This is a genomic window from Marinobacterium aestuariivivens (genome assembly GCF_042661465.1).
GTDB classification, from domain to species: Bacteria; Pseudomonadota; Gammaproteobacteria; order Pseudomonadales; family Balneatricaceae; genus Marinobacterium_A; species Marinobacterium_A aestuariivivens.
In genome coordinates, this window is record NZ_JBHSWE010000001.1 from 3,570,646 (window position 1) to 3,596,903 (window position 26,258).

The following is a 26,258-nucleotide window of genomic DNA, read 5'->3' on the forward strand; positions in this document are numbered from 1 at the left end:
GCAAGGTCACCCTGGGATTTCCAGCCGATGGTGGATGCAAGCCAGCAGTACATGCGCAACACCATCGACCTGGATGATCTCGAGGCCAGAGCACGCTTTCCGCGGGTAGCCGACTGAGGCTACCGGTGCCCAACCCCCGAACGAGAGGATCGACAACATGAACAATAAGATAAAGCGGTACCTGGGTGGAACTTTCCTGGCAGCGTCCATGCTGGTCGCGGCCACGGCTCAGGCCGGTGATCCGCAGCAGTGCCAACTGGTGCGCTTTACCGATCCGGGCTGGACCGACATCAGTGTCACCAATGCGCTGGCGTCGACGTTGCTCGACGGCCTGGGGTACAGGACGTCGGTCGATCTTCTGGCGGTCCCCATCGGTTTCGAAAGCCTGAAGAAAAACGAAATCGATGTTTTCCTGGGCAACTGGATGCCGGCCCAGCAGGCGTTTATCGACAAGTACGGCAGCGATGTCGATAAGGTGCGGGCCAATCTGGAAGGGGCCAAGTTCACCCTGGCCGTGCCCAGGTATGCCTACGATGCCGGTGTCCGGAGTTTCGCCGACCTGGGCAGGCACGCCGACCAGTTCAGCCGCAGGATCTATGGCATCGATCCGGGCGCGCCGGCGAACGGCCTGATCCAGAAGATGATCGATACCGGCGAATTCGGGCTCGACGGCTGGCGCCTGGTGGAGTCGGGCGAGCAGGCGATGCTGAGCCAGGTACGCCGGGCCGTGCGCAAGCAGGACTATATCGTCTACCTGGGCTGGGCTCCGCACCCGATGAACCTGCACGTCGACATGGCCTACCTGTCCGGCGGTGACGACTACTTCGGGCCGGATTACGGCGGCGCCACCATCTACACCCTGACCCGCAAGGGGTACCGGCAGGATTGCCCGAATGTGGCGGCCCTGCTGGACAACCTGCAGTTCACGGTCGAGATGGAGAGCGAAGTCATGAGCGGCATCCTCGACGACGGCAAGGATGCGCCCGATGCCGCCCGGGACTGGCTGGTCGCCAATCCGGAGGTGCTGGGCACCTGGCTCGAGGGCGTCAGCACCCTGGACGGCCAGTCGGGCCTCGAGGCGGTCCAGCGCCACCTCGGCGTGACCGGGGGCTGATACCGCCAGCCTGAGGAGCCCCGGCTGTTATTGTCGCTTCTGCGCAGGGGGCTTGTCTCCAGCCCGATGAGCAGCGATCGCCAGTTCGATGATCTCAAAAGTGGAATCATAGATTGCCGGCTGCTCCGTTGAGCCGGGTGTGTCCGCTGCCGATAATCGTCCCATCATGAATGCGGGCCGGGGTGTCCTCCGGCCCGGTCAGCATCGACAGCCAGGATATCCGAAGCATGAATGATCAGCCGAAGACAGACTTCAGCCCGGAGGGCGTGACCGTTGTCATCTCGCGTCGGGTGAGCCCCGGCAAAGAGGCGGAGTTCGAACGCCTGAGCAGTCAGATGACGGAAGCCGCGTCCCACTATGCCGGCTATATGGGCACCCATCTTTTTCGTCCGGTGTCACCCCAGGATCCCGAGTACCGTATCATTTTCCAGTTCGCCAGCCAGGCGGATCTCGCGCGCTGGCACCAGTCCGGCACCCGGGCCGGGATCCTCAAGCAGCTGGAACCGCTGCTCCAGCAGCCGAGCCAGGTCGAAGTCACCGACGGCATCATCAACTGGTTCACCCTGCCGGGCCACAACCCGGTGCAGCCACCACCCAAGTACAAGATGACCGCGGTCAGCTGGCTGGCCCTGTATCCGCTTGTCACCCTGATTTTCTTTCTGTTTGGCGAGGTGCTGGCACAGCTGCCGTTGTTGCTGCGTACCCTGGTCGTCACGGCGGTCGTGATGATCCTGATGTCCTATGTGGCCATGCCGCGCTTTACGCGCTGGTTTGCCTTCTGGCTCTACCCGAAACGCGAGCGCGATGTGCGGTGAGGGGAATAGTTTCATCGCAGCTTGACGGCACGTCGCTGTCGGGCGCCCGGGACCGTCATTTGCTACCGCGTAAGCGTCTATAGGGGATACCCGGGCTCAGGCGACCAGATCAGGTTCATCGAGTGTCGCGGCAATGCCCTGCGTTTCGAGTCGGTACAGCGCCGCTTCGAATGCCGAGTTCAGGGCGGCAGATGCGTGCAGGCGACTGCCGTATATCTCCTCCAGCCCCAGAAAACGCGCGCAAAGCCCGTCGGGTTGCCGGCAGGCCTGCAGGAGCCTGGGCGCTGCGGGGTCTTCCACTCTGTAATCCGCATCCGCCTGCAGTGCGCCGCGCAGATACAGCGCCCAGCTGGCAAGAATCAGCGCAAAGCGTGCGATGGATGCCTCTGCGGCGAGCCGCTCCTCCAGGGTGGCGAGAATGAACTTGGGTATTTTGCTGGAGCCATCCATGCACAGGCGGGACAGCTGATCGCCAATGCTCGGGTTGGAGAAACGTTCTATCAGGGTATCCTTGTAGCGTTCCAGGTCGATACCGGCGATGATGCCGAGTGTCGGTGTCACGTCGGCATCCATAAAGGTGCGAATAAAGGCCGCGAACTGTGGATCCCGCATCACTTCATGACTGTAGCGGTAGCCGGCCATGTAGCCCAGGTAACTCATCGCCGAATGGCCGGCATTGAGCAGCCGCATTTTCATCTTTTCGTAGGGCGTCACGTCCTGAGTAAACTGCACGCCGACGCTTTCCCATTCCGGGCGCCCGTTGCAGAAATCATCTTCCAGCACCCACTGGGTGAAGGATTCGCAGACCACCGGCCAGCCGTCATCGAGACCGGTTTCGTTGCGCAACAGCGCCTTGTGGGCGGCAGTGGTCATCGGCGTGATGCGATCGACCATGCTGTTGGGAAAGGTGACATGCTGCGCGATCCAGTCCGCCAGTACCGGATTTTGTCGCCGGGCAAATCCGAGCAGAGCCTGGCGGGCCCGGTCGCCATTCTGAGGGAGGTTGTCGCATGACAGCAGGGTAAAGGCGGGCAGGCCGCGATCGCGCCTTTTGCCCAGCGCAGCGCTCAGGTAACCGAAAACGCTGCGGGGCGTCCCGGGGTGTGCGAGGTCATGTTCGATATCCGGATGAGAGAAATCGAATTCACCGCTATGGTCGTCGATCAGGTAGCCGCCTTCGGTGATGGTCAGGGATACGATGCGGGTGTCGGCACAGGCGAGCTTTTCGATGACCGCGTCGGGGGCGTCGGGGGCAAAAAGGTACGCGCTGATGGCGCCGATGACCTGAACCGCAGGCGCTGTCGCCGCGCCCAGCGTCATGACCGAGTAGAGATGATCCTGATCCTCGAGCACCCGCTGCATGGCCTTATCGCTGTCACGCAGGCCGACACCGCATATGCCCCAGTCGAGACTTCCGCCCCGTTGCAGCAGTTCGTCGGTATACACCGCCTGATGGGCGCGGTGAAAGCCACCCACGCCTATGTGCACGATTCCATGACGGAGCCGGTTGCGGTCGTAGGCGGGCTTGAGAATGCCGTCACCCAGAAGTGACAGGTTTTCAGCCTTGAGTTTCATCTGTTCGTTACCTTGGCCGGATTGAAGGCATTGGAAATGGCGTTTCGGTGTGTCTGGGCGCTACCTTTATTCGCTGCGGGGGCGCAGCTCCTACGGCGTTCGGTCGGCCCGTAGGAGCGCCGCCCCGGTGCGAATATCGTTGGCACGGAGGTATGCAGAAACCTCATTCGTTGCGGGGCGCAGCTCCCACTATGGTCAGGCGGCCTGGGCCGGAGCGCCGGGCTTGGGCACCGCCCGGCCCTCTTTGTCGAACAGGTGGCAGTGCGCCAGCTCCGGCGCCAGTCCCACCTGCTCGCCGAAACGGCCGGCGAAATCGCCGCCGGCGCGCACGGTCAGCGTCTCGCCGTTATCCGCCTTGACGTAGCAGTAGGTGTCGGCGCCCAGGTGCTCGGTGACGTCCAGGGTGACCCGGAACGGGCTGGCATCGGCCGCGACCACTTCGATATGCTCGGGCCGCACACCGAGAGTCACCGCATCGCCCGCCTTGAGACCGCTGCCATCCAGCGCCAGCTGATATTCGGGGCCGCAGTCGAGCGCCACGCTGACGCCGGCATGCTCGGCTTTTGCCACCTTTCCTTTCAGGAAGGCCATCTTCGGGGTGCCGATAAAACCGGCGACGAACTGGTTGACCGGATGGTGATAGAGCTCCAGCGGCGAGCCGACCTGCTCGATGCGGCCGCCGTTAAGCACCACCACCTTGTCGGCCAGCGTCATCGCCTCGACCTGGTCGTGGGTGACGTAGATCATCGTGGCGTTCAGTTCGTGGTGCAGCCGCGCCAGCTCCAGGCGCATCTGTACCCGCAGCGCCGCATCGAGGTTCGACAGCGGTTCGTCGAACAGAAAAATCTTGGGATGGCGCACGATGGAGCGGCCGATCGCCACGCGCTGGCGCTGACCGCCGGACAGTGCCTTGGGCTTGCGATCCAGCAGGTGGCCGAGTTCGAGAATCCTGGCGGCCTCGTTGACCTTGTTGTCGATCTCGGCTCTGCTGACGCCGGCCAGCTCCAGGGCGAACGACATGTTCTTGCGCACCGTCATGTGCGGGTAGAGGGCGTAGGTCTGGAACACCATCGCCAGGTCGCGCTTGGCCGGCGCCACGTCGGTGATGTCACGCTCGTCCAGATGGATACTGCCGCTGGTGACCTCCTCGAGGCCGGCGATCAGGCGCAGCAGCGTCGACTTGCCGCAGCCGGACGGGCCGACGAAGACCACGAACTCGTGGTCCCTGATGTCCAGGTCGATGCCTTTGATGATGTCGATGTCTTCGAAGCTTTTTTCAGGTTGCGAATAGTCAGATCAGCCATGGGGAAAACCTCTTGTTATTTGACGGCGCCAAAGGACAGACCGCGGACCAGCTGTTTCTGGCTCAGCCAGCCGAAGATCAGGATCGGTGCGCAGGCCAGGGTCGAGACGGCCGAGAGCTTGGCCCAGAACAGCCCTTCGGGGCTCGAATAGGACGCCACCATCGCGGTCAGCGGCGCGGCGGCGGAGGCGGTCAGGTTCAGCGACCAGAAGGCCTCGTTCCAGCTCAGGATCAGGGACAGCAGCACCGTCGAGGCCAGGCCGCCCTTGCTGATCGGCAGCAGCACCCGCACGATCTCCTGCCCGGGGGTGGCGCCGTCGAGGCGCGCGGCTTCGAGGATGTCCTTGGGAATTTCCTTGAAGTAGGTGTATACCATCCACACCATGATCGGCAGGTTGATCAGGGTGTAGATGATGACGAGGCCGGTCTTGGTGTCGAGCAGGCCCGCATCCTTGAACAGCAGGTAGATCGGCACCAGTACGCCGACCGGCGGCAGCATCTTGGTCGACAGCATCCACAGCAGCGTCGACTTGGTGCGCCTGGTTTCGAAGAAGGCCATCGAATAGGCCGCCGGTACCGCCAGCAGCATCCCGGCCAGGGTCGAACCGAAGGATACGACCACCGAGTTCCAGGCGAAGTGGAAATAGTCGCTGCGCGCGTCGATATGGATGTAGTTCTCCAGCGTCGGCGTGAAGAACAGCTGCGGCGGCGTCGCGAAGGCGTCGATCTCGGTCTTGAAGCTGGTCAGCACCATCCAGAAGATCGGGAAGAAGATCGTCAGCGCCACCAGCCAGGCCAGGCCGCCGAGCAGCACCGTCTGCAGACGACGGCTTTGTTTCAGGGTCAACATGCTCATATGCCGTCCTCCTAGGCCTTTTCCGTCAGGTTCTTGCCTATCATTCTTATCAGGATGAAGGCCGCTATGTTGGCGATCACCACCGCCACCAGACCGCCGGCACTCGCCATGCCGACATCGAACTGCAGCAGCGCCTGGCTGTAGATCAGATAGGCCAGGTTGGTGGTCTCGTAGCCCGGACCGCCGCCGGTGGTGGTGAAGATCTCGGCGAAGATCGACAGCAGGAAGATGGTCTCGATCATCACCACCACCGCGATCGGTCGTGCCAGGTGCGGCAGGGTGATATGCCAGAAGATGGCGATCGGGCCGGCGCCGTCGAGACGGGCGGCATCCTTCTGCTCCTGGTCGAGCGACTGCATCGCCGTCATCAGCAGCAGCACCGCGAACGGCACCCACTGCCAGGACACGATCAGGATGATCGCCTGCAGCGGATAGGCGGCGAACCAGTCCACCGGGGTGGCGCCGAAGAACTTCCAGACGGCGGCGAAGACCCCGGACACCGGGTGTAGCAGCAGGTTCTTCCACACCAGGGCGCTGACCGTCGGCATGATGAAGAACGGCGAGATCAGCAGCACCCGGACGATGCCGCGGCCCCAGAAGGGCGCGTCGACCAGCACCGCGATCAGCACCCCGGCAACGACGCTGGTCAGCAGCACGGCGCCGACCAGCCAGAGGGTATTGAAGGCGCCATGGACGAAGCCTTCATCGGTGAGGAAGTAGTAGAAATTCTCGAAGCCGACGAATTCGTTGTCGCCGGGATAGAGCAGGTTGTAGCGGATCAGCGAGAAATAGACCGTCATCGCCAGCGGCACCGCCATCCAGACCAGCAACACCAGTACCGACGGCGATACGGTGAACAGACCGACCCGGCTCTGCCGCCGCTTTTCGGCTTTCACGGTGTCAACACCGGTCTGCGGTGCGACCGTCATCCCGGCTTGCACAGTTGAGATACTCATGGGACAGACTCTTGTTGTCATTATTGAGGAGGCCCTGCTCCTGTGCATCCATGCACCCGCAAGACAAGTACATCCCTGTACAAAGCGTGGCCGGGGAAATCCCCGGCCTGGAGGCGTACTTAGTAGTAGCGGGCGCGCTTCATCTCACGCTCGGTGATGGTCTGGGCGCTCTTCAGGGCCTGGTCGACCGACATCTGACCGGCCAGGGCCCCGGAAACCAGCTTGCCGACCTGGGTCGCGATGGACTGGAATTCCGGGATCGCGGCGAACTGAATGCCGATATATGGAGAGGGTTTCAGTGTGGCGTTTTGCGGATCGGCCCGGTCCATCGATTGCAGTGTCCGGGCGGCAAACGGTGCCGCGGCCATGTAGTCGGCGTTGGCATAGGTCGAGGCACGGCTGCCGGGTGGCATGGCGGCGATGCCGAACTTGTCGGCGACCAGCTGACTGTAAGTCTTGGAGGTCGCCCAGGTCACGAACTCGGTGGCGGCGTCCTTGGCGTCGGAGCTGGCCGGAATGGCTAGTCCCCAGGACCAGAGCCAGCCGGCGCCATTCCCGGTCACCTGCTTCGGCGCCAGCGCGAAACCGACCTTGTCGGCAATATTGCTCTGGGACCTGTCGGTGACGAAGGCCCCGGCGACGGTGGCATCGACCCACATCGTGCATTTGCCGGAGTTGAACAGGGCCAGGTTCTCGTTGAAGCCGTTGGACGATGCGCCCGGCGGGCCATAGTTGCCCAGCAGGTCGACATAGAAGTTGATGGCACCGTGCCATTCAGCACCGTTGAACTCGGGTTTCCAGTTCTCGTCGAACCAGCGCGCACCGAAGGTGTTGGCAACTGTTGTGACCAGGGCCATGTTCTCACCCCAGCCGGCCTTGCCGCGCAGACAGATGCCGTACTGTTCCTCGTCCGGCTTGTGCAGCACCTTGGTGAAATCGAGCATCTGTTCCCAGGTCGGCTGTTCCGGCATTTCCAGACCGGCCTGCTCGAACAGGTCCTTGCGGTAATAGGTCATCGAGCTTTCGGAATAGAACGGCAGGCCATAGAGGGTGCCGTCTGCCGAAAGGCCATTGCGCACGGAGGGGAAGATATCGGCCAGGTCGTATTCGGCCGGAAGGTCGGTCATCGGCTCGAGCCAGCCCTTCTTGCCCCAGATGGGCGCTTCGTACATGCCGATGGTCATGACGTCGAACTGGCCGCCTTCTGTCGCGATATCGGTGGTCAGGCGCTGGCGCAGCACGTTTTCCTCCAGCACGACCCAGTCCAGCTTGATGTCCGGATGGGACTTTTCAAACTCCGAAGACAACTCCTGCATCCGGATCATATCGCCGTTGTTGACGGTACCGATGGTGACGGTCGTGGCGGCGCTCGCCAGCGTGGCGCCGGCGGTCAGGGTGGCGGCCAGTATGGCGGAGGTAGTCGGTGATTTTTTCACGTTACGAGCCTCTTTTATCGTTATAGGGTCGGTCGACCTGCTCTTGGGGCCTGCCGTTTTCGCATCTTGGCCAAAGCGGCTTGGGCTGAATCCATTACACAACTTCAGGTACGTGCCGCACAAATACCCTGCTGACTCAGATCTATACTTTTTTGATATTTGTCTTTAGGTGAGTCCGCGTTGCGCCGCATGTATCGGTGGTTTTGTTGGTTTTTCAGCAGTCTTGTCACAGTCTTGCGGCGAAAAAGTACATATCTGGAGATGGGTGGGTTCACTCGAAGACGTCCGGACACGGGGCCTGTCCGGCCCCGGAGAGGCTGTATAACCGGGGCGGAACGGTTGTTCGGACGCTGAAGCTGATCGAACTGTCAGGTTGGCAGGCTTCCTAAGCGCTCTAGCCCCTGTACAGCGCGTCCGCCGAGGCGCGCCGGTATTCCGAGGGGGTCATTCCCTTGACGGCATGGAAGCGGCGATTGAAATTGGCGATATTGTTGTAACCGACCGCGTAGCAGATATCGGTAATCGGTTCATCGGTATGGGCCAGCCGTTCGCAAGCCCGGTTGATGCGCAGGCTGTTGACGAAATCGATAAAACGGTGGCCGGTGGCCTTCTTGAAGAACTTGGAGAAGTAGCTGGGGGCCATGTCCAGATGGGCGGCAACGTCCTCCAGCGACAGCTCCTTGTCGTAACGCTCAAGAATGTAGTGGATGGCCACGTTGACTTTTTCCAGAACCTTCTTGTCGGTCGTCGGAATATAGCTGGTGGATGAGAGCAGCCGGTATTCCGGCGTCGAGGCGAGCAGATCGAGCAGTGTCCAGAAGCGGGTCAGGCGCCGAAAGCCGGTGGATGCAGCCAATTCCTCGAACAGGCTGTCGGCTTTGGCGACGGTGTCGGGATCAAGAAACTCGATGCCGAACCTTGCCCGTTGCCAGAACGGCTCCAGCACCTGCAGTTCGGGAATGGCGCCGGCGCAGGTTTCGATGAAGTCCTGGGAAAAATTGATGACCCTGTCACGGAGCTCGACCGACTGTCCCTCCGCCATCTGGCTGATCCAGTTGTGCGGCAGGTTCGGACCGACCAGTATCAGCTGGTTGGGGCCGAAGTTGCCGATATAGTCGCCGACAAATACCTTCCCCGAGGTCGCCTTGATCAAGTGCAGCTCATATTCCTTGTGGTAATGCCAGCGCACGAGGTCGCAGGGGTATCCATGCTGCAGGTAGCGAATGGATTCATCTCCCTGCTGATCCACCCATTCGAACTCCGGCTTGATTTGCGTTTTTACGTCTGTCACGGGATTCGGCCTTGATCTCGGTGTATCTCTGCTACCGGAAAACATCATTGCAGTTTAGCAACCGCTGGGCGTAGAAATCAGACCGTCCGATCGATGGAATGTTTCGGTGCACCGGGTTTTCTATCCCTTCCAGCGGGCTGCCCGCCATGCCTCCCGCTGCTCCGGCCCGAGGTAACTCCAGGTGACAAAACGGCTGATTTTCTGTCCCTGGGCCATCTCGACGGTTCGGACCTGTGCGGCGCCTGCTTTCTTCAGTTCCCGATAGATGCCGGACAGGCTCGACTGTCTGGCGACCAGGGAGCTAAACCAGCAGCAGCGTTCGCCAAAGCTCCTGCTCTCGCGCACCATGCGGCAGACGAAGGCTTCTTCGCCGCCATCGCACCAGAGTTCGTTGGCCTGACCGCCGAAGTTGAGTTTCGGTGCCGCCGAGGCCTTTCCGTGCTTGAGGCCGCGCCATTTGCGGTTCGATTCCGCCGTCATGGCTGCTTTCGAGCTGTGGAACGGTGGGTTGCACAGGGTGATATCGAAGCGCTCGCCGTTACGCCAGATGCCGGCAAAGATCCGGTCGTCCCGGTCCTGCAGCCGGGCTTCGATTTTGCCTGCCAGGCAGGGGTTTGCGCTGACGAGGGTTTTGGCCGCGGCAATCGCCGTGGTGTTGATATCGGAGCCGACAAAGCGCCAGCCGTATTCCCGGGTGCCGATAATGGGGTAGATGCAGTTGGCGCCAATGCCGATATCCAGGGCCTTGATTGCAGGTCCCCGGGGAATTGAACCGTCGTTCGACGTCGCCAGCAGGTCGGCCAGGTAATGGATGTAGTCGGCTCTGCCCGGAATGGGCGGGCAGAGAAATCCCGCGGGAAGGTCCCAGTACGCCACCCCGTAAAAGTGCTTCAGCAGGGCGCGGTTGAGCGCCTTGACGGCGGCGGCGTCGCCAAAGTCGATAGATTCATTGCCGAACCTGTTTGGCCTGATGAAGGGCTGCAGGTCGGGGCTGTCGGCGATCAGGGCGGGAAAATCGTACCTGGCGCGGTGCGGGTTGCGGGGATGGAGCTCCGGCTTGGCAGAGCGCTTGGTATCAGGCTTGTTCATGGGAGGATCTGCTCGGGGTTGGGCGCCAGTATACCCCCTGTCAGGCTGTTGAAAAACGTCGGCGAGTCGCCGGCGCAAGCCTGCCTTGACCGGCTCGAGGCGAGGCAGGGCGTTCGGCGGGTGGTAGGCCAGGCCGGTCTGTCGCTATAGGGGACTTGCTGTACGGGATCTGCATTGACTGCTGCGTTCGAGCACCTTTGGCATGGTTTTGCGGGTGACCACAGCAACGTAAACTGTACGGTTTCCTGGCTTTTATGGTCTTGTTAGCGGTACCAAAAAAGTTTTTCGGTGCGTCGTGCGACGAGTTAATAGGTGTCGTTATTGGATAAGGGTTTTTTTATGAATGGTAGTAGGTGTTTTTTATATTAAATTATCCGTTATTGCATCTATAAGTTAATTAATATGGCTGTCGGTTCAGGACAGGTTGAAGTCGAAATAAGGCATTGTGTTTTGTAAAGTGCTCCTTTATCGTGTTGTACCAAAGTATAACGGACTCTCGAGCCCGTCACTCCCAAAGCAGGATATTTGAAAGTTTTCGCTCGACCATAATTTAAGCCGGAGCAGTATTCTCTGGGCACTGTCTGCGATCCTTGTCCCGTGCTGCCGGATGCGGGGGCAAGGACCGCAGGTCAAAGGCGGGGGAGATCCGGTTGCGGGACCGGTCTTCACGCCCGGGTTGCGGGCCCTGCGTGACATCGGGCCGGGGCCAACAGCCTGGCCCGGTGTAACGGCGTCTGACCGCAGGCGGCGCGCAGTCGATCAGGCAGGGGTATTTCGAAACCCTTCAAAGTACCGAATTAGCAATCAGAACGGACCCTGAACAGGCAGAGTTGTCTGTGGGGCCGGTATTTTTATCTGCAGCCTTTTTAGTTGAGGAGAACGTATCAATGCGAATAGGCGTCCCAAGGGAGATCGAGGAGGGGAAAAGCGCGTTGCTTTGACCCCCGATGTGGCCGTACAGCTGCAAAAGCTCGGCTTTAGCCTCGCGATCGAAACCAATGCCGGTCAAGCGGCCAGTTTCGATGATGAACAGTATCGGGCTGCAGGCGTCGAGATCGTCGAGGATCCGCGGGAGCTGTGGCGTTCGTCCGATATCGTCATGAAAGTGCGGCCGCCGACTCAGCACCCGGAGCTGGGCTTCTATGGCGTCGAGCTGCTGGACAAGGGCCAGACCCTGATCAGCTTCCTCTACCCGGCGCAGAACCCGGAAATGCTGCAGGCACTGTCCGAACGCGGCGTCACAGCGCTGGCGATGGACTCGGTGCCGCGCATTTCCCGCGCCCAGAAGATGGATGCGCTGAGCTCGATGGCCAACATTGCCGGCTACCGCGCCGTGGTCGAGGCGGCGCAGCATTTCGGCCGCTTCTTCACCGGCCAGATCACCGCCGCCGGCAAGATCCCGCCGGCCAAGGTGCTGGTGATCGGCGCCGGTGTCGCCGGCCTTGCCGCCATCGGCGCGGCCAAGAGCATGGGCGCCATCGTGCGTGCCTTCGACACCCGCCCCGAGGTGAAGGAGCAGGTCGAGAGCATGGACGCCGAGTTCCTGATGCTCGACTTCAAGGATGAGGACGGCAGCGGCCAGGGCGGTTACGCCAAGACCATGAGCCCCGAGTTCATCGCCGCCGAGATGGCGCTGTTCGCCGAGCAGGCGAAGGACGTCGACATCATCATCACCACCGCGCTGATCCCGGGCAAGCCGGCGCCGGAGCTGATCACCGAAGCCATGGTGGAAAGCATGAAGCCGGGCAGCGTCATCGTCGACCTGGCGGCGGAAGCGGGCGGCAACTGCAAGCTGACGGTCGCCGGTGAAGTGGTGGAAAAGCACGGTGTCACCCTGATCGGCTACACCAACCTGCCGAGCCGCCTGGCGGCGCAGTCGAGCCAGCTCTATGCCACCAACCTGCGTCACCTGCTGACGGACCTGTGCCCGGAAAAGAACGGCGAGATCGACGTCAACATGGAAGACGAGGTGATCCGCGGTGCCACCGTGGTGAAGGAGGGCGACGTGACCTGGCCGCCCCCGCACCGCGCCTGTCCGTGGCGCCGAAGGCGGATATCGGTGACAAGGCCAAGGCGGAGCTGGAAAAGGCCGCGCCGAAACCGGCGCACCCGCTGGCCTTCCTCATTCCGCTGGCGATCGCCGGTCTTGGCCTCTTCGGCCTCGGCGCCGTGGCGCCGCCGGCCTTTATCGGCCACCTGACGGTGTTCGTGCTGTCCTGCTTTATCGGCTACATGGTGATCTGGGGCGTCTCGCACTCGCTGCACACGCCGTTGATGAGCGTCACCAACGCCATCAGCAGCATCATCGTCATCGGTGCACTCATCCAGATATCCAGCGACAGTCCCTGGTGGTGGTGCTGGCGACGCTGGCGGTCTTCATCACCAGTATCAACATTGTCGGCGGCTTCGCCGTGACCCAGCGCATGCTGCGGATGTTCCGGAAATAAGGGCGAATACGATGAATACAGGTGTAATCACGGCTTCCTACATCGGTGCCAGTGCGCTCTTCATCCTGGCGCTGGGCGGTCTCAGCCACCAGGAAAGCGCGCGTCGCGGCAACCTCTACGGCATGCTGGGCATGGGTCTGGCGCTGGTGGTGACGATCTTCGGCATCGTCTCGAACAACTACTTCGTACTGCTGCTGGGCATGGTCGCCGGCGGCGCGATCGGCTGGTACCTGGCGAAAAAGGTCGAGATGACCCAGATGCCGGAACTGGTGGCGATCCTGCACAGCCTGGTCGGCCTGGCGGCGGTCTTCGTCGGCTACGCCAACGCCCTCGATCACGGCACCGCGATCAGCGGCGTCGAGAAGACCATCCACGACGTCGAGACCTACATCGGCATCCTGATCGGTGCGGTCACCTTCACCGGTTCCGTGGCGGCGTACCTCAAGCTCAGCGCCAAGATCAGCGGCAAGCCGCTGCAGCTGCCGGGCCGGCACCTGTTCAATGCGGGTCTGGGCGTGCTGGCAGTCATCTTCGGCATCCTCTTCGTGCAGGGCTCCGCGGAGGGCGGCGGCCTGGGCTGGCTGGTGCTGATGACACTGATCGCGCTGGTGTTCGGCGTGCACATGGTCGTGGCCATCGGCGGCGCCGACATGCCGGTGGTGGTGTCGATGCTCAACAGCTACTCCGGCTGGGCGGCGGCGGCGATGGGCTTCATGCTCGGCAACGACCTCCTGATCGTGGTCGGCGCCCTGGTCGGCTCGAGCGGTGCCATCCTCAGCTACATCATGTGCAAGGCGATGAACCGCAAGTTCGTCAACGTCATTCTCGGCGGCTTCGGCAGCGGTTCGAGCAAGAGCAGCGGCACCGCGGGTGTGACCGATGAAGTCGGCGAAGTCCACCCGATCGAGGCGGAAGAGGCGGCGGGCCTGCTGGAGCATGCCGGAAGTGATGATCCTGCCGGGCTATGGCATGGCCGTGGCGCAGGCGCAGCATACGGTGTTCGAGATCACCAAGCGGTTGCGCGAGAAGGGCGTCAACGTGCGTTTCGGCATCCACCCGGTGGCGGGCCGCATGCCGGGCCACATGAACGTGCTGCTGGCGGAAGCCAAGGTGCCCTACGACATCGTCTACGAGATGGACGAGATCAACGAGGACTTCCCGAAGGTCGACGTGTCGATCGTCATCGGTGCCAACGACATCGTTAACCCGGCGGCGCAGGAAGTGCCGGACAGCCCGATCGCCGGCATGCCGGTACTGGAGCCCTGGAAAGGCAAGACCACCATCGTGCTCAAGCGCGGCATGAGCACCGGTTACGCCGGCGTCGACAACCCGCTGTTCTACAAGGAGAACACGCGGATGCTGTTTGGCGATGCCAAGGACAGCGTCGATGCGGTACTGAAAGCGCTGGCCTAAGAGCCTGTCGGACTTAGCACTGATCTACTGCGGAAAAGCCGATTTTGGTCATTCTTTGAGCTCTTTTTCGTTGAATAGAACCACTATTCGCCTCAAAAGAGCCCAAAAACTGCCTCAAAACGGTCTTTCCCTCGCTACGATCCGCCAAGCCCGACAGACTCCTAGTCGGGCTCCTCGAGCCCGGAAGGCGCTATGCGGTCAATCGAATGCCGGACAGTCTGACTGTCCGGCATTTTCTTTTTCCGGGCGTCGGATGCTGTCTTTATCGTATTGGCTGGCAGTTTTCTGGTGGGGCCTGATTCTCTTTCTTTGACTGCAAGAGCCTATTTATACAGCTATGGTTTACTACTGGTTGTATATTGTTCTTTTTTGGCGCAGCCCAAGGCTTTTTTAAAATTCTTTTGCAGCGGCTGTTGACTCTCCCGCTGGGGTCTGTAGAATTCGCCTCCTCGCTTGGGGAGACAGCCGGAAACGGACATCGAAACAGGCGGTGGGGCCGGAAATAAGTGGTTGATTTTCAATGAAAATTAACGATAATGACCGGCCTCTGAAACAGCTCCGATTCACAGTCGCCACGGCGACGAAAGTTGAAAAAAGAGTTGACTTCGAAACCGGGCGCGCTAGAATATGCGCCTCGCTCGAGACGCCGGAAGGCGCTTCGACAGAGACAAAAGGATCAAGTCATCGATCCGGTCTCAACGCTCTTTAACAGATTGATCAGGTAATTCGTGTGGGCGCTTGTCGGGATAGGGCAAACAAAAGCTTTATCAAGATAAGCAACCTTACATGTGAATTCATTTAAAGTTGTTTTAACTTGAGTCAGATTTAGAAGTGTTTCGGCATTTCGAAAATTTAAACTGAAGAGTTTGATCATGGCTCAGATTGAACGCTGGCGGCAGGCCTAACACATGCAAGTCGAGCGGTAGCACAGAGAGCTTGCTCTCGGGTGACGAGCGGCGGACGGGTGAGTAACGCGTAGGAATCTACCGAGTAGTGGGGGATAGCCCGGGGAAACCCGGATTAATACCGCATACGCCCTAAGGGGGAAAGTGGGGGCTCTTCGGACCTCACGCTATTTGATGAGCCTGCGTAGGATTAGCTAGTTGGTAGGGTAAAGGCCTACCAAGGCGACGATCCTTAACTGGTCTGAGAGGATGACCAGTCACACTGGGACTGAGACACGGCCCAGACTCCTACGGGAGGCAGCAGTGGGGAATATTGGACAATGGGGGCAACCCTGATCCAGCCATGCCGCGTGTGTGAAGAAGGCCTTCGGGTTGTAAAGCACTTTCAGTGGTGAGGAAAGGTGTGTGGTTAATACCCGCATACTGTGACGTTAGCCACAGAAGAAGCACCGGCTAACTCCGTGCCAGCAGCCGCGGTAATACGGAGGGTGCGAGCGTTAATCGGAATAACTGGGCGTAAAGCGCGCGTAGGTGGTTGAGTCAGTCAGATGTGAAAGCCCCGGGCTTAACCTGGGAACTGCACCTGATACTGCTTGACTAGAGTACGGTAGAGGGCAGTGGAATTTCCTGTGTAGCGGTGAAATGCGTAGATATAGGAAGGAACACCAGTGGCGAAGGCGACTGCCTGGACTGATACTGACACTGAGGTGCGAAAGCGTGGGTAGCAAACAGGATTAGATACCCTGGTAGTCCACGCCGTAAACGATGTCGACTAGCTGTTGGGAGACTTGATCTTTTAGTAGCGAAGTTAACGCGATAAGTCGACCGCCTGGGGAGTACGGCCGCAAGGTTAAAACTCAAATGAATTGACGGGGGCCCGCACAAGCGGTGGAGCATGTGGTTTAATTCGAAGCAACGCGAAGAACCTTACCTACTCTTGACATCCAGAGAACTTGCCAGAGATGGCTTGGTGCCTTCGGGAACTCTGAGACAGGTGCTGCATGGCTGTCGTCAGCTCGTGTTGTGAAATGTTGGGTTAAGTCCCGTAACGAGCGCAACCCTTGTCCCTATTTGCCAGCACGTAATGGTGGGAACTCTAGGGAGACTGCCGGTGACAAACCGGAGGAAGGTGGGGACGACGTCAAGTCATCATGGCCCTTACGAGTAGGGCTACACACGTGCTACAATGGCCGGTACAGAGGGTCGCGATCCTGCGAAGGGGAGCCAATCTCAGAAAACCGGTCGTAGTCCGGATTGGAGTCTGCAACTCGACTCCATGAAGTCGGAATCGCTAGTAATCGCGAATCAGCATGTCGCGGTGAATACGTTCCCGGGCCTTGTACACACCGCCCGTCACACCATGGGAGTGGACTTCACCAGAAGTAGGTAGCTTAACCGCAAGGGGAGCGCTTACCACGGTGGGGTTCATGACTGGGGTGAAGTCGTAACAAGGTAGCCGTAGGGGAACCTGCGGCTGGATCACCTCCTTAAACGACCTTGCCCATCCCGGCACAGCGTTCACACGAATTACCTGATCGACAGTTAAAGCGGCAAGCTATAAGTCATAAGCTTTCAGCGCAAAGCTTATCGCTTAAAGCTTTACGCTTTAAACGCTCTTTAACAATATGGATTCGAATTCAATTCGAGATAAGTCTTGTACTGAGTACAAGCGCCAATGGCGAAAAATCTTATCGTACTCTCGTCCTTAACCAGACGCCTTCGGGTTATATGGTCAAGTGACGAAGCGTGCACGGTGGATGCCTTGGCAGTCAGAGGCGATGAAAGACGTGGTAGCCTGCGAAAAGCTTCGGGGAGGTGGCAAACAACCTTTGATCCGGAGATCTCTGAATGGGGAAACCCACCCGCTTGCGGGTATCTCTTGTCTGAATACATAGGACTTGAGAGGCGAACCCGGGGAACTGAAACATCTAAGTACCCGGAGGAACAGAAATCAATTGAGATTCCCTTAGTAGCGGCGAGCGAACGGGGACCAGCCCTTAAGCTCAGTTGTTGTTAGCAGAACGCTCTGGAAAGTGCGGCCATAGTGGGTGAAAGCCCCGTATGCGAAAGCGGCAATTGAGTGAAATCGAGTAGGACGGGACACGTGTTATCCTGTCTGAACATGGGGGGACCATCCTCCAAGGCTAAATACTCCTGACTGACCGATAGTGAACCAGTACCGTGAGGGAAAGGCGAAAAGAACCCCTGTGAGGGGAGTGAAATAGACCCTGAAACCGTGTACGTACAAGCAGTGGGAGCAGGCTTCGGTCTGTGACTGCGTACCTTTTGTATAATGGGTCAGCGACTTAATTTCAGTAGCAAGGTTAACCGTCTAGGGGAGCCGTAGGGAAACCGAGTCTTAATAGGGCGTTTAGTTGCTGGGATTAGACCCGAAACCGGGCGATCTATCCATGGGCAGGTTGAAGGTTGAGTAACATCAACTGGAGGACCGAACCGACTACCGTTGAAAAGTTAGCGGATGACCTGTGGATCGGAGTGAAAGGCTAATCAAGCTCGGAGATAGCTGGTTCTCCTCGAAAGCTATTTAGGTAGCGCCTCATGTCTCACCACCGGGGGTAGAGCACTGTTTCGGCTAGGGGGTCATCCCGACTTACCAACCCGATGCAAACTCCGAATACCGGTGAGTGCAATCATGGGAGACACACGGCGGGTGCTAACGTCCGTCGTGAAAAGGGCAACAACCCAGACCGCCAGCTAAGGTCCCAAAGTTATCGCTAAGTGGGAAACGATGTGGGAAGGCTCAGACAGCTAGGAGGTTGGCTTAGAAGCAGCCACCCTTTAAAGAAAGCGTAATAGCTCACTAGTCGAGTCGGCCTGCGCGGAAGATATAACGGGGCTAAGCGATACACCGAAGCTGCGGATGCCACTTGTGGCATGGTAGAGGAGCGTTCTGTAAGCCGTTGAAGGGGAAGCTGTGAGGCACCCTGGAGGTATCAGAAGTGCGAATGCTGACATGAGTAACGATAATGGAGGTGAAAAACCTCCACGCCGGAAGACCAAGGGTTCCTATCCAACGCTATTCGAGGTAGGGTGAGTCGGCCCCTAAGGCGAGGCAGAAATGCGTAGTCGATGGGAAGCGGGTTAATATTCCTGCACCGGCTGTAACTGCGACGGGGGGACGGAGAAGGCTAGGCCAGCGCGGCGTTGGTTGTCCGCGTTTAAGGATGTAGGTTGAGGAGTTAGGCAAATCCGGCTCCTTAAGACTGAGATCTGATGACGAGGTCCCATGTGGACCGAAGTGGTTGATGCCAAGCTTCCAGGAAAAGCCTCTAAGCTTCAGGTTACAGCTGACCGTACCCAAAACCGACACAGGTGGTCAGGTAGAGAATACCAAGGCGCTTGAGAGAACTCGGGTGAAGGAACTAGGCAAAATGGTGCCGTAACTTCGGGAGAAGGCACGCTCCTGACGGTGACCCCCTGCGGGGTGAGCGGTTGGGAGTCGAAGATACCAGGTGGCTGCGACTGTTTATTAAAAACACAGCACTCTGCAAACACGAAAGTGGACGTATAGGGTGTGACGCCTGCCCGGTGCCGGAAGGTTAATTGATGGGGTTAGCGCAAGCGAAGCTCTTGATCGAAGCCCCGGTAAACGGCGGCCGTAACTATAACGGTCCTAAGGTAGCGAAATTCCTTGTCGGGTAAGTTCCGACCTGCACGAATGGCGTAACGATGGCCACACTGTCTCCACCCGAGACTCAGTGAAATTGAAATAGCTGTTAAGATGCAGTTTACCCGCGGCTAGACGGAAAGACCCCGTGAACCTTTACTATAGCTTCACAGTGGACTTTGACATTACTTGTGTAGGATAGCTGGGAGGCTTTGAAGCGTGGACGCCAGTCTGCGTGGAGCCGACCTTGAAATACCAGCCTGGTACTGTTGAGGTTCTAACTCTGGACCGTGATCCGGTTCGAGGACATTGTGTGGTGGGTAGTTTGACTGGGGCGGTCTCCTCCCAAAGCGTAACGGAGGAGCACGAAGGTACCCTCAGCATGGTCGGAAATCATGCAATGAGCGCAAGAGTAAAAGGGTGCTTGACTGCGACACAGACACGTGGAGCAGGTACGAAAGTAGGTTCTAGTGATCCGGTGGTTCTGTATGGAAGGGCCATCGCTCAACGGATAAAAGGTACTCCGGGGATAACAGGCTGATACCGCCCAAGAGTTCACATCGACGGCGGTGTTTGGCACCTCGATGTCGGCTCATCACATCCTGGGGCTGAAGCCGGTCCCAAGGGTATGGCTGTTCGCCATTTAAAGTGGTACGCGAGCTGGGTTTAGAACGTCGTGAGACAGTTCGGTCCCTATCTGCCGTGGGCGTTTGAGATTTGAGAAGAGTTGCTCCTAGTACGAGAGGACCGGAGTGAACGAACCTCTGGTGTTCCGGTTGTGATGCCAATCGCATTGCCGGGTAGCTACGTTCGGACGGGATAACCGCTGAAAGCATCTAAGCGGGAAGCCCCCTTCAAGATAAGATCTCACCGGGACCTTGAGTCCCCTAAAGGGCCGTTCGAGACCAGGACGTTGATAGGCTGGGTGTGTAAGCGTTGCGAGGCGTTGAGCTAACCAGTACTAATTGCCCGTGAGGCTTGACCATATAACGCCCAAGGCGTTTGGGGTCGGGAGTTCAGGTGAAGAGCCTGAGATAAGATTTGAGCATTGGCTGAAGCTTGTGCACAGACAGGACAGGCGCGAGAAAGCGCTGAAAAATCCGAATTGAAGACTGGGGATATACCGGCCAATCACAGGTTATCCACAGGCAAAAGAATCCATATTGTGCCAGTTTTGCTTGGCGACCATAGCGAGGTGGAACCACCTGATCCCATCCCGAACTCAGTAGTGAAACGCCTTAGCGCCGATGGTAGTGTGGGGTCTCCCCATGTGAGAGTAGGTCATCGCCAAGCATCTAATTAAACAAAAGCGCCCCGGCCTCTGGTCGGGGCGTTTTTGTTTTATATGCTCTGACCTGGTCTCACATGGGGCATGTGAACAGCGCCGCTTGCGGCCGCCTTACCATGTGATAGTAGGGTCAAAACGGGACTTGTCGAAGCCTGCTTCGACCCGTTTTGACGGCTGCGGCGTGCATCGCCCGCGGGACGGCTCAGGCTCCGCCTGAGGCGCCAAGCATCTAATCAACGAAACAGCCCCGGCCGAAGGTCGGGGCTTTTTCGTTTATGGCCGTTCGGCGGCGATGACCCTCACAGGGGGCCGGTAGACAGCGCCGCTTGCGGCCGCCCTGCCCATGTAGAGTAGGGTGATATCGGATAGAGACGAAGCCTGCTTCGTCCCGATATCGCGACCGCGGCGTGCATCGCCCGCGAGGACAAAATTGTCGGGAGCAATTTTGAACGTCGCCATTTATGGCGACGGCCCCGAAGGGGCGAGGGCAGGGACAGCACGAGTAAGGCTCAGGCTCCGCCTGAGGCGCCAAGCATCCTGTCAGGATCTCCGAGTACAGATCGAAGTACCGGCTTCAGGCCTTGCCGGGCATCTTGGTATCAGTTTAGTCGAGTGCCAGTATCATTCGCTGCGGGGCGCAGCTCCTACGCCCGTTTCAGCGGGCCACGATGCGGTTGCGGCCGTTGCGCTTGGCCTTATACAGGGTTTCATCCACTCGCCCGATAATGGTTTCGTAGTTGCTGTCACTGCGGACCAGGCTGCTGACGCCTGTGCCTGCAGGTCAACTGTCAACGCCCGGTCACCGTTATGCGACATGCTGCGACTGAACAAGCGATTGATCGTCAACAGTCAGGGGCGATTTGGGTACAATGTCCGCTTTGCCGGGGCCGGGCCTCGTTGCCTCGTTTTTATGTTAGGAGCATGGAATGAATTTTGATCTGACGGCGATGCCGACCACCTTCGATGCCGCGCACGTCGGCCTGGCTGTACTGGCCGCTCTGTTTCTGATTCTGTACCTGGTCAAGGGGGCGTCCGACAAGTCGGCACCCCAGACTGCGCCGGAGCCCGAGGCGAAAGAACAGCCCAGGCCCGAAGCCAAGGCGGCCCCACAGCTCAGGGAGGCGACCCCGGATGCCGCGCTGCAACTGCTGTCGTTGCTGCAGCAGGAAGCGCGTTTCATCGACTTCATCCAGGAAGACCTGGGCGGGTTCTCCGATGCCGATATCGGCGCGGCGGCCAGGGTCGTGCATGAAGGCAGTCGCAAGGCGCTGAACGAATACTTCACCCTGGCACCGGTACGCAGTGAAGAAGAGGAGTCCCGGGTCACGCTGCCCGAAGGCTTCAATGCCCACGAGGTGCGCCTGACCGGCAATGTCGTCGGCAAGGCGCCCTTCACCGGCACGCTGGTGCATCGCGGCTGGAAGGTCACCGAGGTGAAACTGCCGAAACTGGCGCAAGGTCACGATACCCGGGTGATCGCACCGGCGGAGGTCGAACTCTGATGAACGAACAGATCCGCAGCCGCTATGCGGTCGGCATCGACCTCGGTACGACCCACTGCGTACTGTCCTATGTCGACCTCCAGGCCGACGAGGGCGAATCCCGTCTCGAGGTCATGCCGATCCCGCAACTGACGGCCCCCGGCACCATCGACGAAAAATGGCAGTTGCCGTCCTTCCTGTATCAGGCCCACGAATCCGAACTGTCGGCAGACGATATCAGCCTGCCCTGGGGGACTGCACCGGCGATCGTCGGAACCCTGGCCCGGGAGCTCGGCAGCAAGACGCCGATCCGCCTGGTTTCAAGCGCGAAAAGCTGGCTCTGCCACGGCGGTGTCGACCGCCATTCCGCCTTTCTGCCGCTGAACAGCCCCGAAGAGGTCCCCAGGGTATCGCCGCTGGATGCGACCGGCCAGTACCTGGAGCACCTTCGCCAGGCCTGGGATTACTGGTACCCGGAGACGCCGCTCATCGATCAGGACGTCACCATCACGGTACCGGCCTCGTTCGATCCGGCTGCACGCGAGCTGACTGCCGATGCGGCCCGTGCCATCGGCTTTCGTCATCTGACCCTGCTCGAGGAGCCGCAGGCGGCGGTCTACAGCTGGATCGAGGCCAGTGAAGGCAACTGGCGTGATCAGGTCTCGGTCGGCGATATTATCCTGGTGGTCGATATCGGCGGCGGTACCTCGGACTTCTCCCTGGTGGCGGTCACCGAGGAGGACGGCAATCTGGCGTTGAACCGGGTCGCGGTCGGCGATCATATCCTCCTCGGCGGCGACAACATGGACCTGGCGCTGGCCTATCGGATCAAGGCCAAGCTGGCGCAGCAGGGCACCAATCTGCAGCCCTGGCAGGTGATGGGTATTACCCACGGCTGTCGCGAAGCCAAGGAGAGCCTGCTGGCGGATCCGGAAGTCGAAGCGGTGCCGATCGTGGTTCCGAGCCGTGGTTCGAAGCTGCTCGGCGGCACCCTGCGTACCGAACTGACCCGCGACGAGGTGCTCCAGACCCTGGTCGAGGGCTTCTTCCCGGTGGTCGGCATCGACGAGCATCCGGCGACCCAGCCCGTGGCGCCCTGACCCAGATGGGTCTCCCCTATGCACAGGATGCAGCGATCTCCCGTCATCTCGCGGCCTTCCTGAGCCGTCAGCACGGGGCGGCGGACGATCTCCTGGGGCAGGCGGGCAGCGACTTTATCAAACCCACCCGGGTGCTGTTCAACGGCGGCGTGCTGAAAGCACCGCTGCTGGCCGGGCGCACGATGGCCATCATCAACGGCTGGCTGACCACCGCCGGTGCCGATGAGGCCGCACTGCTGACCGGACTGGACTTGGATCTGGCGGTGGCGCGCGGTTCGGCCTATTACGGTTCGGTGCGTCAGGGGCAGGGTGTTCGCATTCGCGGCGGAATCGCCAGTGCCTACTATGTGGGTATCGAAAGCGCGATGCCGGCGATCCCGGGAATGGAGCCGCCGGTCGAGGCGCTTTGCGTCGCGCCTTTTGGCATGGAGGAGGGATCCGAGGCCGAGGTGCCCGGCCGCGAGTTCGGTCTGGTGGTCGGCGAGCCGGTGCGTTTCCGGTTCTTCGGCTCGACCACGCGCCGCGACGACGAAGCCGGTACCCTGCTGGACTTCTGGGAACCGGACGAGCTCGAAGAGCTGCCGGAAATTCAGGCGACGCTGCCGGTCGAGGATCGCCGTCCGGGCGAAGTGGTGCCGGTACGGCTGGCGTCGCGCGTCACCGAGGTCGGCACCCTGCGCCTCGAGGCGATCCCGCGTGAAGGCGGCCAGCGCTGGCAGGTGGAGCTCGACGTCCGGGAAGGGCAGTAGACCATGACTGCAGCACGTTACATCGTCGGCATCGACCTCGGCACGACCCATACGGTTGTCGCCTACGCGGACATTTCGGCAGGCGCGAAAGCAGCGAAGCCTGAACTGTTCGAGATCGAGCAACTGGTGGCACCGGGCGAGGTGGCAAAGAAACCGCTGCTGCCGTCGTTCCGCTACCACCCGACCCAGGGCGAGCTGGTCGCAGACGATCTGTTGCTGCCCTGGCCGAAACCGGATCTGCCGGGCGAGCTGGAGCAGGTGGTGGTCGGCGAATGGGCACGGGAGCTGGGGTCCAAGGTCGAAGGGCGGCAGGTCACCAGCGCCAAGAGCTGGCTGTCCCACAGCCAGGTCGACCAGAGCGCGGCGATTCTGCCCTGGGCCGCGGCCGACGATGTCGCCAAGGTGTCGCCGGTGCTCGCCAGCGCCAGCTACCTGAGCCATGTGCGCCAGGCCTGGAACCACGAACACCCGGACGCGCCGCTGGAGGCCCAGGAGGTCGTCGTCACGGTACCGGCATCGTTCGACGAGGTGGCGCGCTCACTGACGGTCGAGGCCGCGGCCATGGCAGGGTTGCCGGATATCCTGCTGGTCGAGGAGCCGCAGGCGGCCTGCTACGACTGGTACGCCCGTCATCTGGAACAGGCGCAGCAGGAACTGCAGGACGTGCGGCTGCTGCTGGTCTGCGATGTCGGCGGCGGCACGACCGATCTCAGCCTGATCCGGGTGGCGGTGCGCGACGGCAATCTGGAGCTGAGCCGGATCGGGGTCGGCGATCACCTGATGCTGGGCGGCGACAATATCGACCTGGCGCTGGCGCATCAGGCCGAACAGCGCATCGTCCAGGGCGGCCGGAAGCTGCGTGCCGCCAGCCTGTCCCAGCTGATCCAGCAGACGCGCCGGGCCAAGGAGCGGCTGCTGTCGGAACCTGCACCCGACCAGGCGAAAGTCACCGCTCTCGGCGCCGGCGCTTCGCTGATCGGCGGCGCCAAAAGCTGCGAGTTCAGCCGCGACGAGGTCCGGACGCTGGCGCTGGACGGTTTTCTTCCGCTCGAGGAACTGACCGCGGCGCCCGACCGGCGTCGCAGCGCGGTCGTCGAGTTTGGTCTGCCCTATGCCGCGGATCCGGCGATCAGCAAGCATATCGCGGAGTTCCTCCGCCGCCATGCCGCGGCCTGCCGGGAAGCCCTGCAGATTGGGAAGGGCGACGAAAGGCCGGCGGTTCCCGATGCGGTGCTGTTCAACGGCGGCCTGTTCAACAGTGCCGCCCTCGGTCAGCGAATGCTCGACATCCTGCAGCACTGGCGCGGTGAATCGGTGCGGCAGCTCGATAATATTCATCCGGACCTGGCCGTGGCCCATGGCGCCGTTGCCTACGGTCTGGCCCGTCGCGGCGCCCAGCTGAAAATCGGCGGCGGCTCGGCACGCAGCTTCTTCCTGCAGGTGGAGGCCGAAGGCGAGCAGCGCCAGGGCGTCTGCCTGCTGCCGCGGGGCTCGGAAGAGGGGCAGGAAATCCGCCTGAGCGATCGCCGTTTCGCCCTGCGTCTGGGGCAGCCGGTGCGTTTTCATCTGCTCTCGTCCACCGCCGATACCCGTTTCGAAGCCGGCGAGCTGAGCCCGCTGGAGGACGAAAGCTTTGTCGATCTGCCGCCGCTGTTCGCGGCGCTGGAGGCAGACGAGGGCAGCAACGCCGAGGTCGAGGTCGAGCTGGTGTCGACCCTGACCGAAGTCGGCACACTGAAGATCGAATGTGTCAGCCTCGCCGACAGCCGCCGGCGCTGGGCAGTGGAGTTCCAGATCCGCAGGGACCTGGCCCGTCAGCGCCAGAGCGCCGGCATGCCCGGAGCCTCGCTGCCGCCCAGGTTCGATGAAGCGAAGGAGAAAATCGACGAAGTCTTCGGCCAGAGCCGCAAGGCGTTCGATCCCAAGTCGGTGAAGACGCTGCGCAACGATCTCGAAAAGCTGCTCGGCAAACGGGATGCCTGGAGACGCCGCTGCTGCGCGCGCTGTTCGACGAGTTTCTCGAAGGCCAGCAGAAGCGCCGTCGCTCCGAGACCCACGAACGGGTCTGGTTCAACCTGGCCGGTTACTGCCTGAGGCCCGGATTCGGCTATCCGCTGGATGACTGGCGGCTGCAGCAGATCTGGCCGCTGTACCGACAGGGGCTGCAGTTCGACAAGGGCAACCCGGCCTGGAGCAACTGGTGGGTGTTCTGGCGGCGGGCCGCCGGCGGTCTCGATCAGGATCAGCAGCAGAAGCTGTTCAACGATATTGCCAAATACCTCGATCCCGTGGCGCTGCGCAACCGCAAGCTGATGGCCGACCTGCAGACCCGGGCGTATGACGATATGGTGCAGCTGGTCGCCGGATTGGAACGCCTGCCGGTCGAGACCAAGGTCAAGGTGGGCAACTGGCTGCTCAAACGCCTCGAGAAGAAAAGCGAGACCCAGACCAGCTGGTGGGCGGTCGGTCGTATCGGTGCCCGGGTGCTGTTCCATCGCAGTGCCCATAACGTGGTACCGCCGGAGGTGGCGACAACCTGGTTGCGGCGGTTGCTGAAAGAGGACTGGAAGAAGAATCAGCAGATCGCCTTTGCCGCGGTGATGCTGTCGCGCCTCAGCGGGGATCGCAGTCGCGATCTCGAGCCTGAGGACCGGGACCGGGTAATCGTGAAACTGCAGGACGCCAAGGCACCGGCACTCTGGATCGAACTGGTCTCGCAAGCCCGCGAACTGAGCGATGCCGAAAACCAGATGCTGTTCGGCGAGAAACTGCCGTCGGGGCTCAAGCTGATCGACTGACCAGACCCCTATTC

General features: G+C 60.5%; 16 protein-coding genes, 3 rRNA genes and 2 pseudogenes. 14 read left to right on the forward strand and 7 right to left on the reverse strand.

The window, feature by feature from the left end; translation table 11 throughout:
* Positions 1-27: 27 nt before the first annotated feature.
* From ACFQDL_RS18655 to ACFQDL_RS18665, 3 genes are all read left to right on the forward strand, one after another.
* The gene (locus tag ACFQDL_RS18655; RefSeq protein WP_379910338.1) at positions 28-117 is read left to right on the forward strand and encodes a hypothetical protein; all 90 of its coding nucleotides are present in this window, start codon (positions 28-30) and stop codon (positions 115-117) included.
* Positions 118-157: 40 nt separating this feature from the next.
* Complete coding sequence (locus ACFQDL_RS18660) at positions 158-1,114, forward strand: choline ABC transporter substrate-binding protein (RefSeq protein WP_379910339.1); 957 nt, start codon at positions 158-160, stop codon at positions 1,112-1,114.
* Between the two features lie 227 nt (positions 1,115-1,341).
* Positions 1,342-1,929 (forward strand): antibiotic biosynthesis monooxygenase, encoded by a 588-nt coding sequence (locus tag ACFQDL_RS18665; RefSeq protein WP_379910340.1) that lies wholly within the window; start codon positions 1,342-1,344, stop codon positions 1,927-1,929.
* Between the two features lie 96 nt (positions 1,930-2,025).
* Here the strand turns inward: ACFQDL_RS18665 and ACFQDL_RS18670 are convergent, their stop codons facing one another.
* The 7 genes from ACFQDL_RS18670 to rlmF form a co-directional block, all read right to left on the reverse strand.
* Complete coding sequence (locus ACFQDL_RS18670; RefSeq protein ID WP_379910341.1) at positions 2,026-3,504, reverse strand: mannitol dehydrogenase family protein; 1,479 nt, start codon at positions 3,502-3,504, stop codon at positions 2,026-2,028.
* Positions 3,505-3,699: 195 nt separating this feature from the next.
* The gene (locus tag ACFQDL_RS18675) at positions 3,700-4,764 is read right to left on the reverse strand and encodes an ABC transporter ATP-binding protein (RefSeq protein ID WP_379913173.1); all 1,065 of its coding nucleotides are present in this window, start codon (positions 4,762-4,764) and stop codon (positions 3,700-3,702) included.
* Positions 4,765-4,823: 59 nt separating this feature from the next.
* Positions 4,824-5,657, reverse strand: coding sequence for a carbohydrate ABC transporter permease (locus ACFQDL_RS18680; RefSeq protein WP_465263944.1), 834 nt, complete (start codon positions 5,655-5,657; stop codon positions 4,824-4,826).
* Positions 5,658-5,674: 17 nt separating this feature from the next.
* A complete protein-coding gene (locus ACFQDL_RS18685; protein ID WP_379913175.1) occupies positions 5,675-6,481 on the reverse strand; it encodes a carbohydrate ABC transporter permease in 807 nt (268 codons plus the stop codon).
* A 257-nt stretch (positions 6,482-6,738) separates the two neighbouring features.
* Positions 6,739-8,055 carry an ABC transporter substrate-binding protein gene (locus tag ACFQDL_RS18690; protein ID WP_379910342.1) on the reverse strand — a complete coding sequence of 439 codons (1,317 nt, stop codon included), beginning with the start codon at positions 8,053-8,055 and terminating at the stop codon, positions 6,739-6,741.
* A 394-nt stretch (positions 8,056-8,449) separates the two neighbouring features.
* On the reverse strand, positions 8,450-9,346 hold the full coding sequence (locus ACFQDL_RS18695; RefSeq protein WP_379910343.1) for an AraC family transcriptional regulator: 897 nt from the start codon (positions 9,344-9,346) through the stop codon (positions 8,450-8,452).
* A 120-nt stretch (positions 9,347-9,466) separates the two neighbouring features.
* Complete coding sequence (gene rlmF, locus ACFQDL_RS18700) at positions 9,467-10,435, reverse strand: 23S rRNA (adenine(1618)-N(6))-methyltransferase RlmF (protein WP_379910344.1); 969 nt, start codon at positions 10,433-10,435, stop codon at positions 9,467-9,469.
* Positions 10,436-11,372: 937 nt separating this feature from the next.
* On the opposite strand from rlmF, the gene ACFQDL_RS18705 reads away from it, so the two are divergent.
* The 11 genes and pseudogenes from ACFQDL_RS18705 to ACFQDL_RS18755 all read left to right on the forward strand — a co-directional run bounded on the left by ACFQDL_RS18705 (position 11,373) and on the right by ACFQDL_RS18755 (position 26,244).
* Entirely contained in the window at positions 11,373-12,635 is a 1,263-nt protein-coding gene (locus ACFQDL_RS18705) for a Re/Si-specific NAD(P)(+) transhydrogenase subunit alpha (RefSeq protein WP_379910345.1), read from the forward strand.
* A gap of 32 nt (positions 12,636-12,667) precedes the next feature.
* A pseudogene (locus ACFQDL_RS18710) lies at positions 12,668-12,882 on the forward strand (proton-translocating transhydrogenase family protein).
* 11 nt (positions 12,883-12,893) lie between these two features.
* Positions 12,894-14,295, forward strand: a pseudogene (gene pntB / locus ACFQDL_RS18715) (Re/Si-specific NAD(P)(+) transhydrogenase subunit beta).
* Between the two features lie 854 nt (positions 14,296-15,149).
* A 16S ribosomal RNA gene (locus ACFQDL_RS18720) occupies positions 15,150-16,690 on the forward strand.
* A 240-nt stretch (positions 16,691-16,930) separates the two neighbouring features.
* Positions 16,931-19,814 (forward strand): 23S ribosomal RNA (locus ACFQDL_RS18725).
* 191 nt (positions 19,815-20,005) lie between these two features.
* Positions 20,006-20,121, forward strand: a 5S ribosomal RNA gene (gene rrf / locus ACFQDL_RS18730).
* The 16S, 23S and 5S rRNA genes sit together here, the layout of an rRNA operon.
* A 921-nt stretch (positions 20,122-21,042) precedes the next feature.
* Complete coding sequence (locus ACFQDL_RS18735; RefSeq protein ID WP_379910346.1) at positions 21,043-21,618, forward strand: DUF2760 domain-containing protein; 576 nt, start codon at positions 21,043-21,045, stop codon at positions 21,616-21,618.
* On the forward strand, positions 21,618-22,697 hold the full coding sequence (locus ACFQDL_RS18740; RefSeq protein ID WP_379910347.1) for an Hsp70 family protein: 1,080 nt from the start codon (positions 21,618-21,620) through the stop codon (positions 22,695-22,697). Before ACFQDL_RS18735 ends, ACFQDL_RS18740 begins: the two co-directional genes overlap by 1 nt.
* Positions 22,698-22,702: 5 nt before the next feature.
* Positions 22,703-23,446 carry an Hsp70 family protein gene (locus ACFQDL_RS18745; RefSeq protein WP_379910348.1) on the forward strand — a complete coding sequence of 248 codons (744 nt, stop codon included), beginning with the start codon at positions 22,703-22,705 and terminating at the stop codon, positions 23,444-23,446.
* A 3-nt stretch (positions 23,447-23,449) separates the two neighbouring features.
* On the forward strand, positions 23,450-25,540 hold the full coding sequence (locus tag ACFQDL_RS18750) for an Hsp70 family protein (protein WP_379910349.1): 2,091 nt from the start codon (positions 23,450-23,452) through the stop codon (positions 25,538-25,540).
* Positions 25,537-26,244, forward strand: coding sequence for a hypothetical protein (locus tag ACFQDL_RS18755; RefSeq protein WP_379913177.1), 708 nt, complete (start codon positions 25,537-25,539; stop codon positions 26,242-26,244). Before ACFQDL_RS18750 ends, ACFQDL_RS18755 begins: the two co-directional genes overlap by 4 nt.
* The last annotated feature ends 14 nt before the right edge of the window (positions 26,245-26,258 follow it).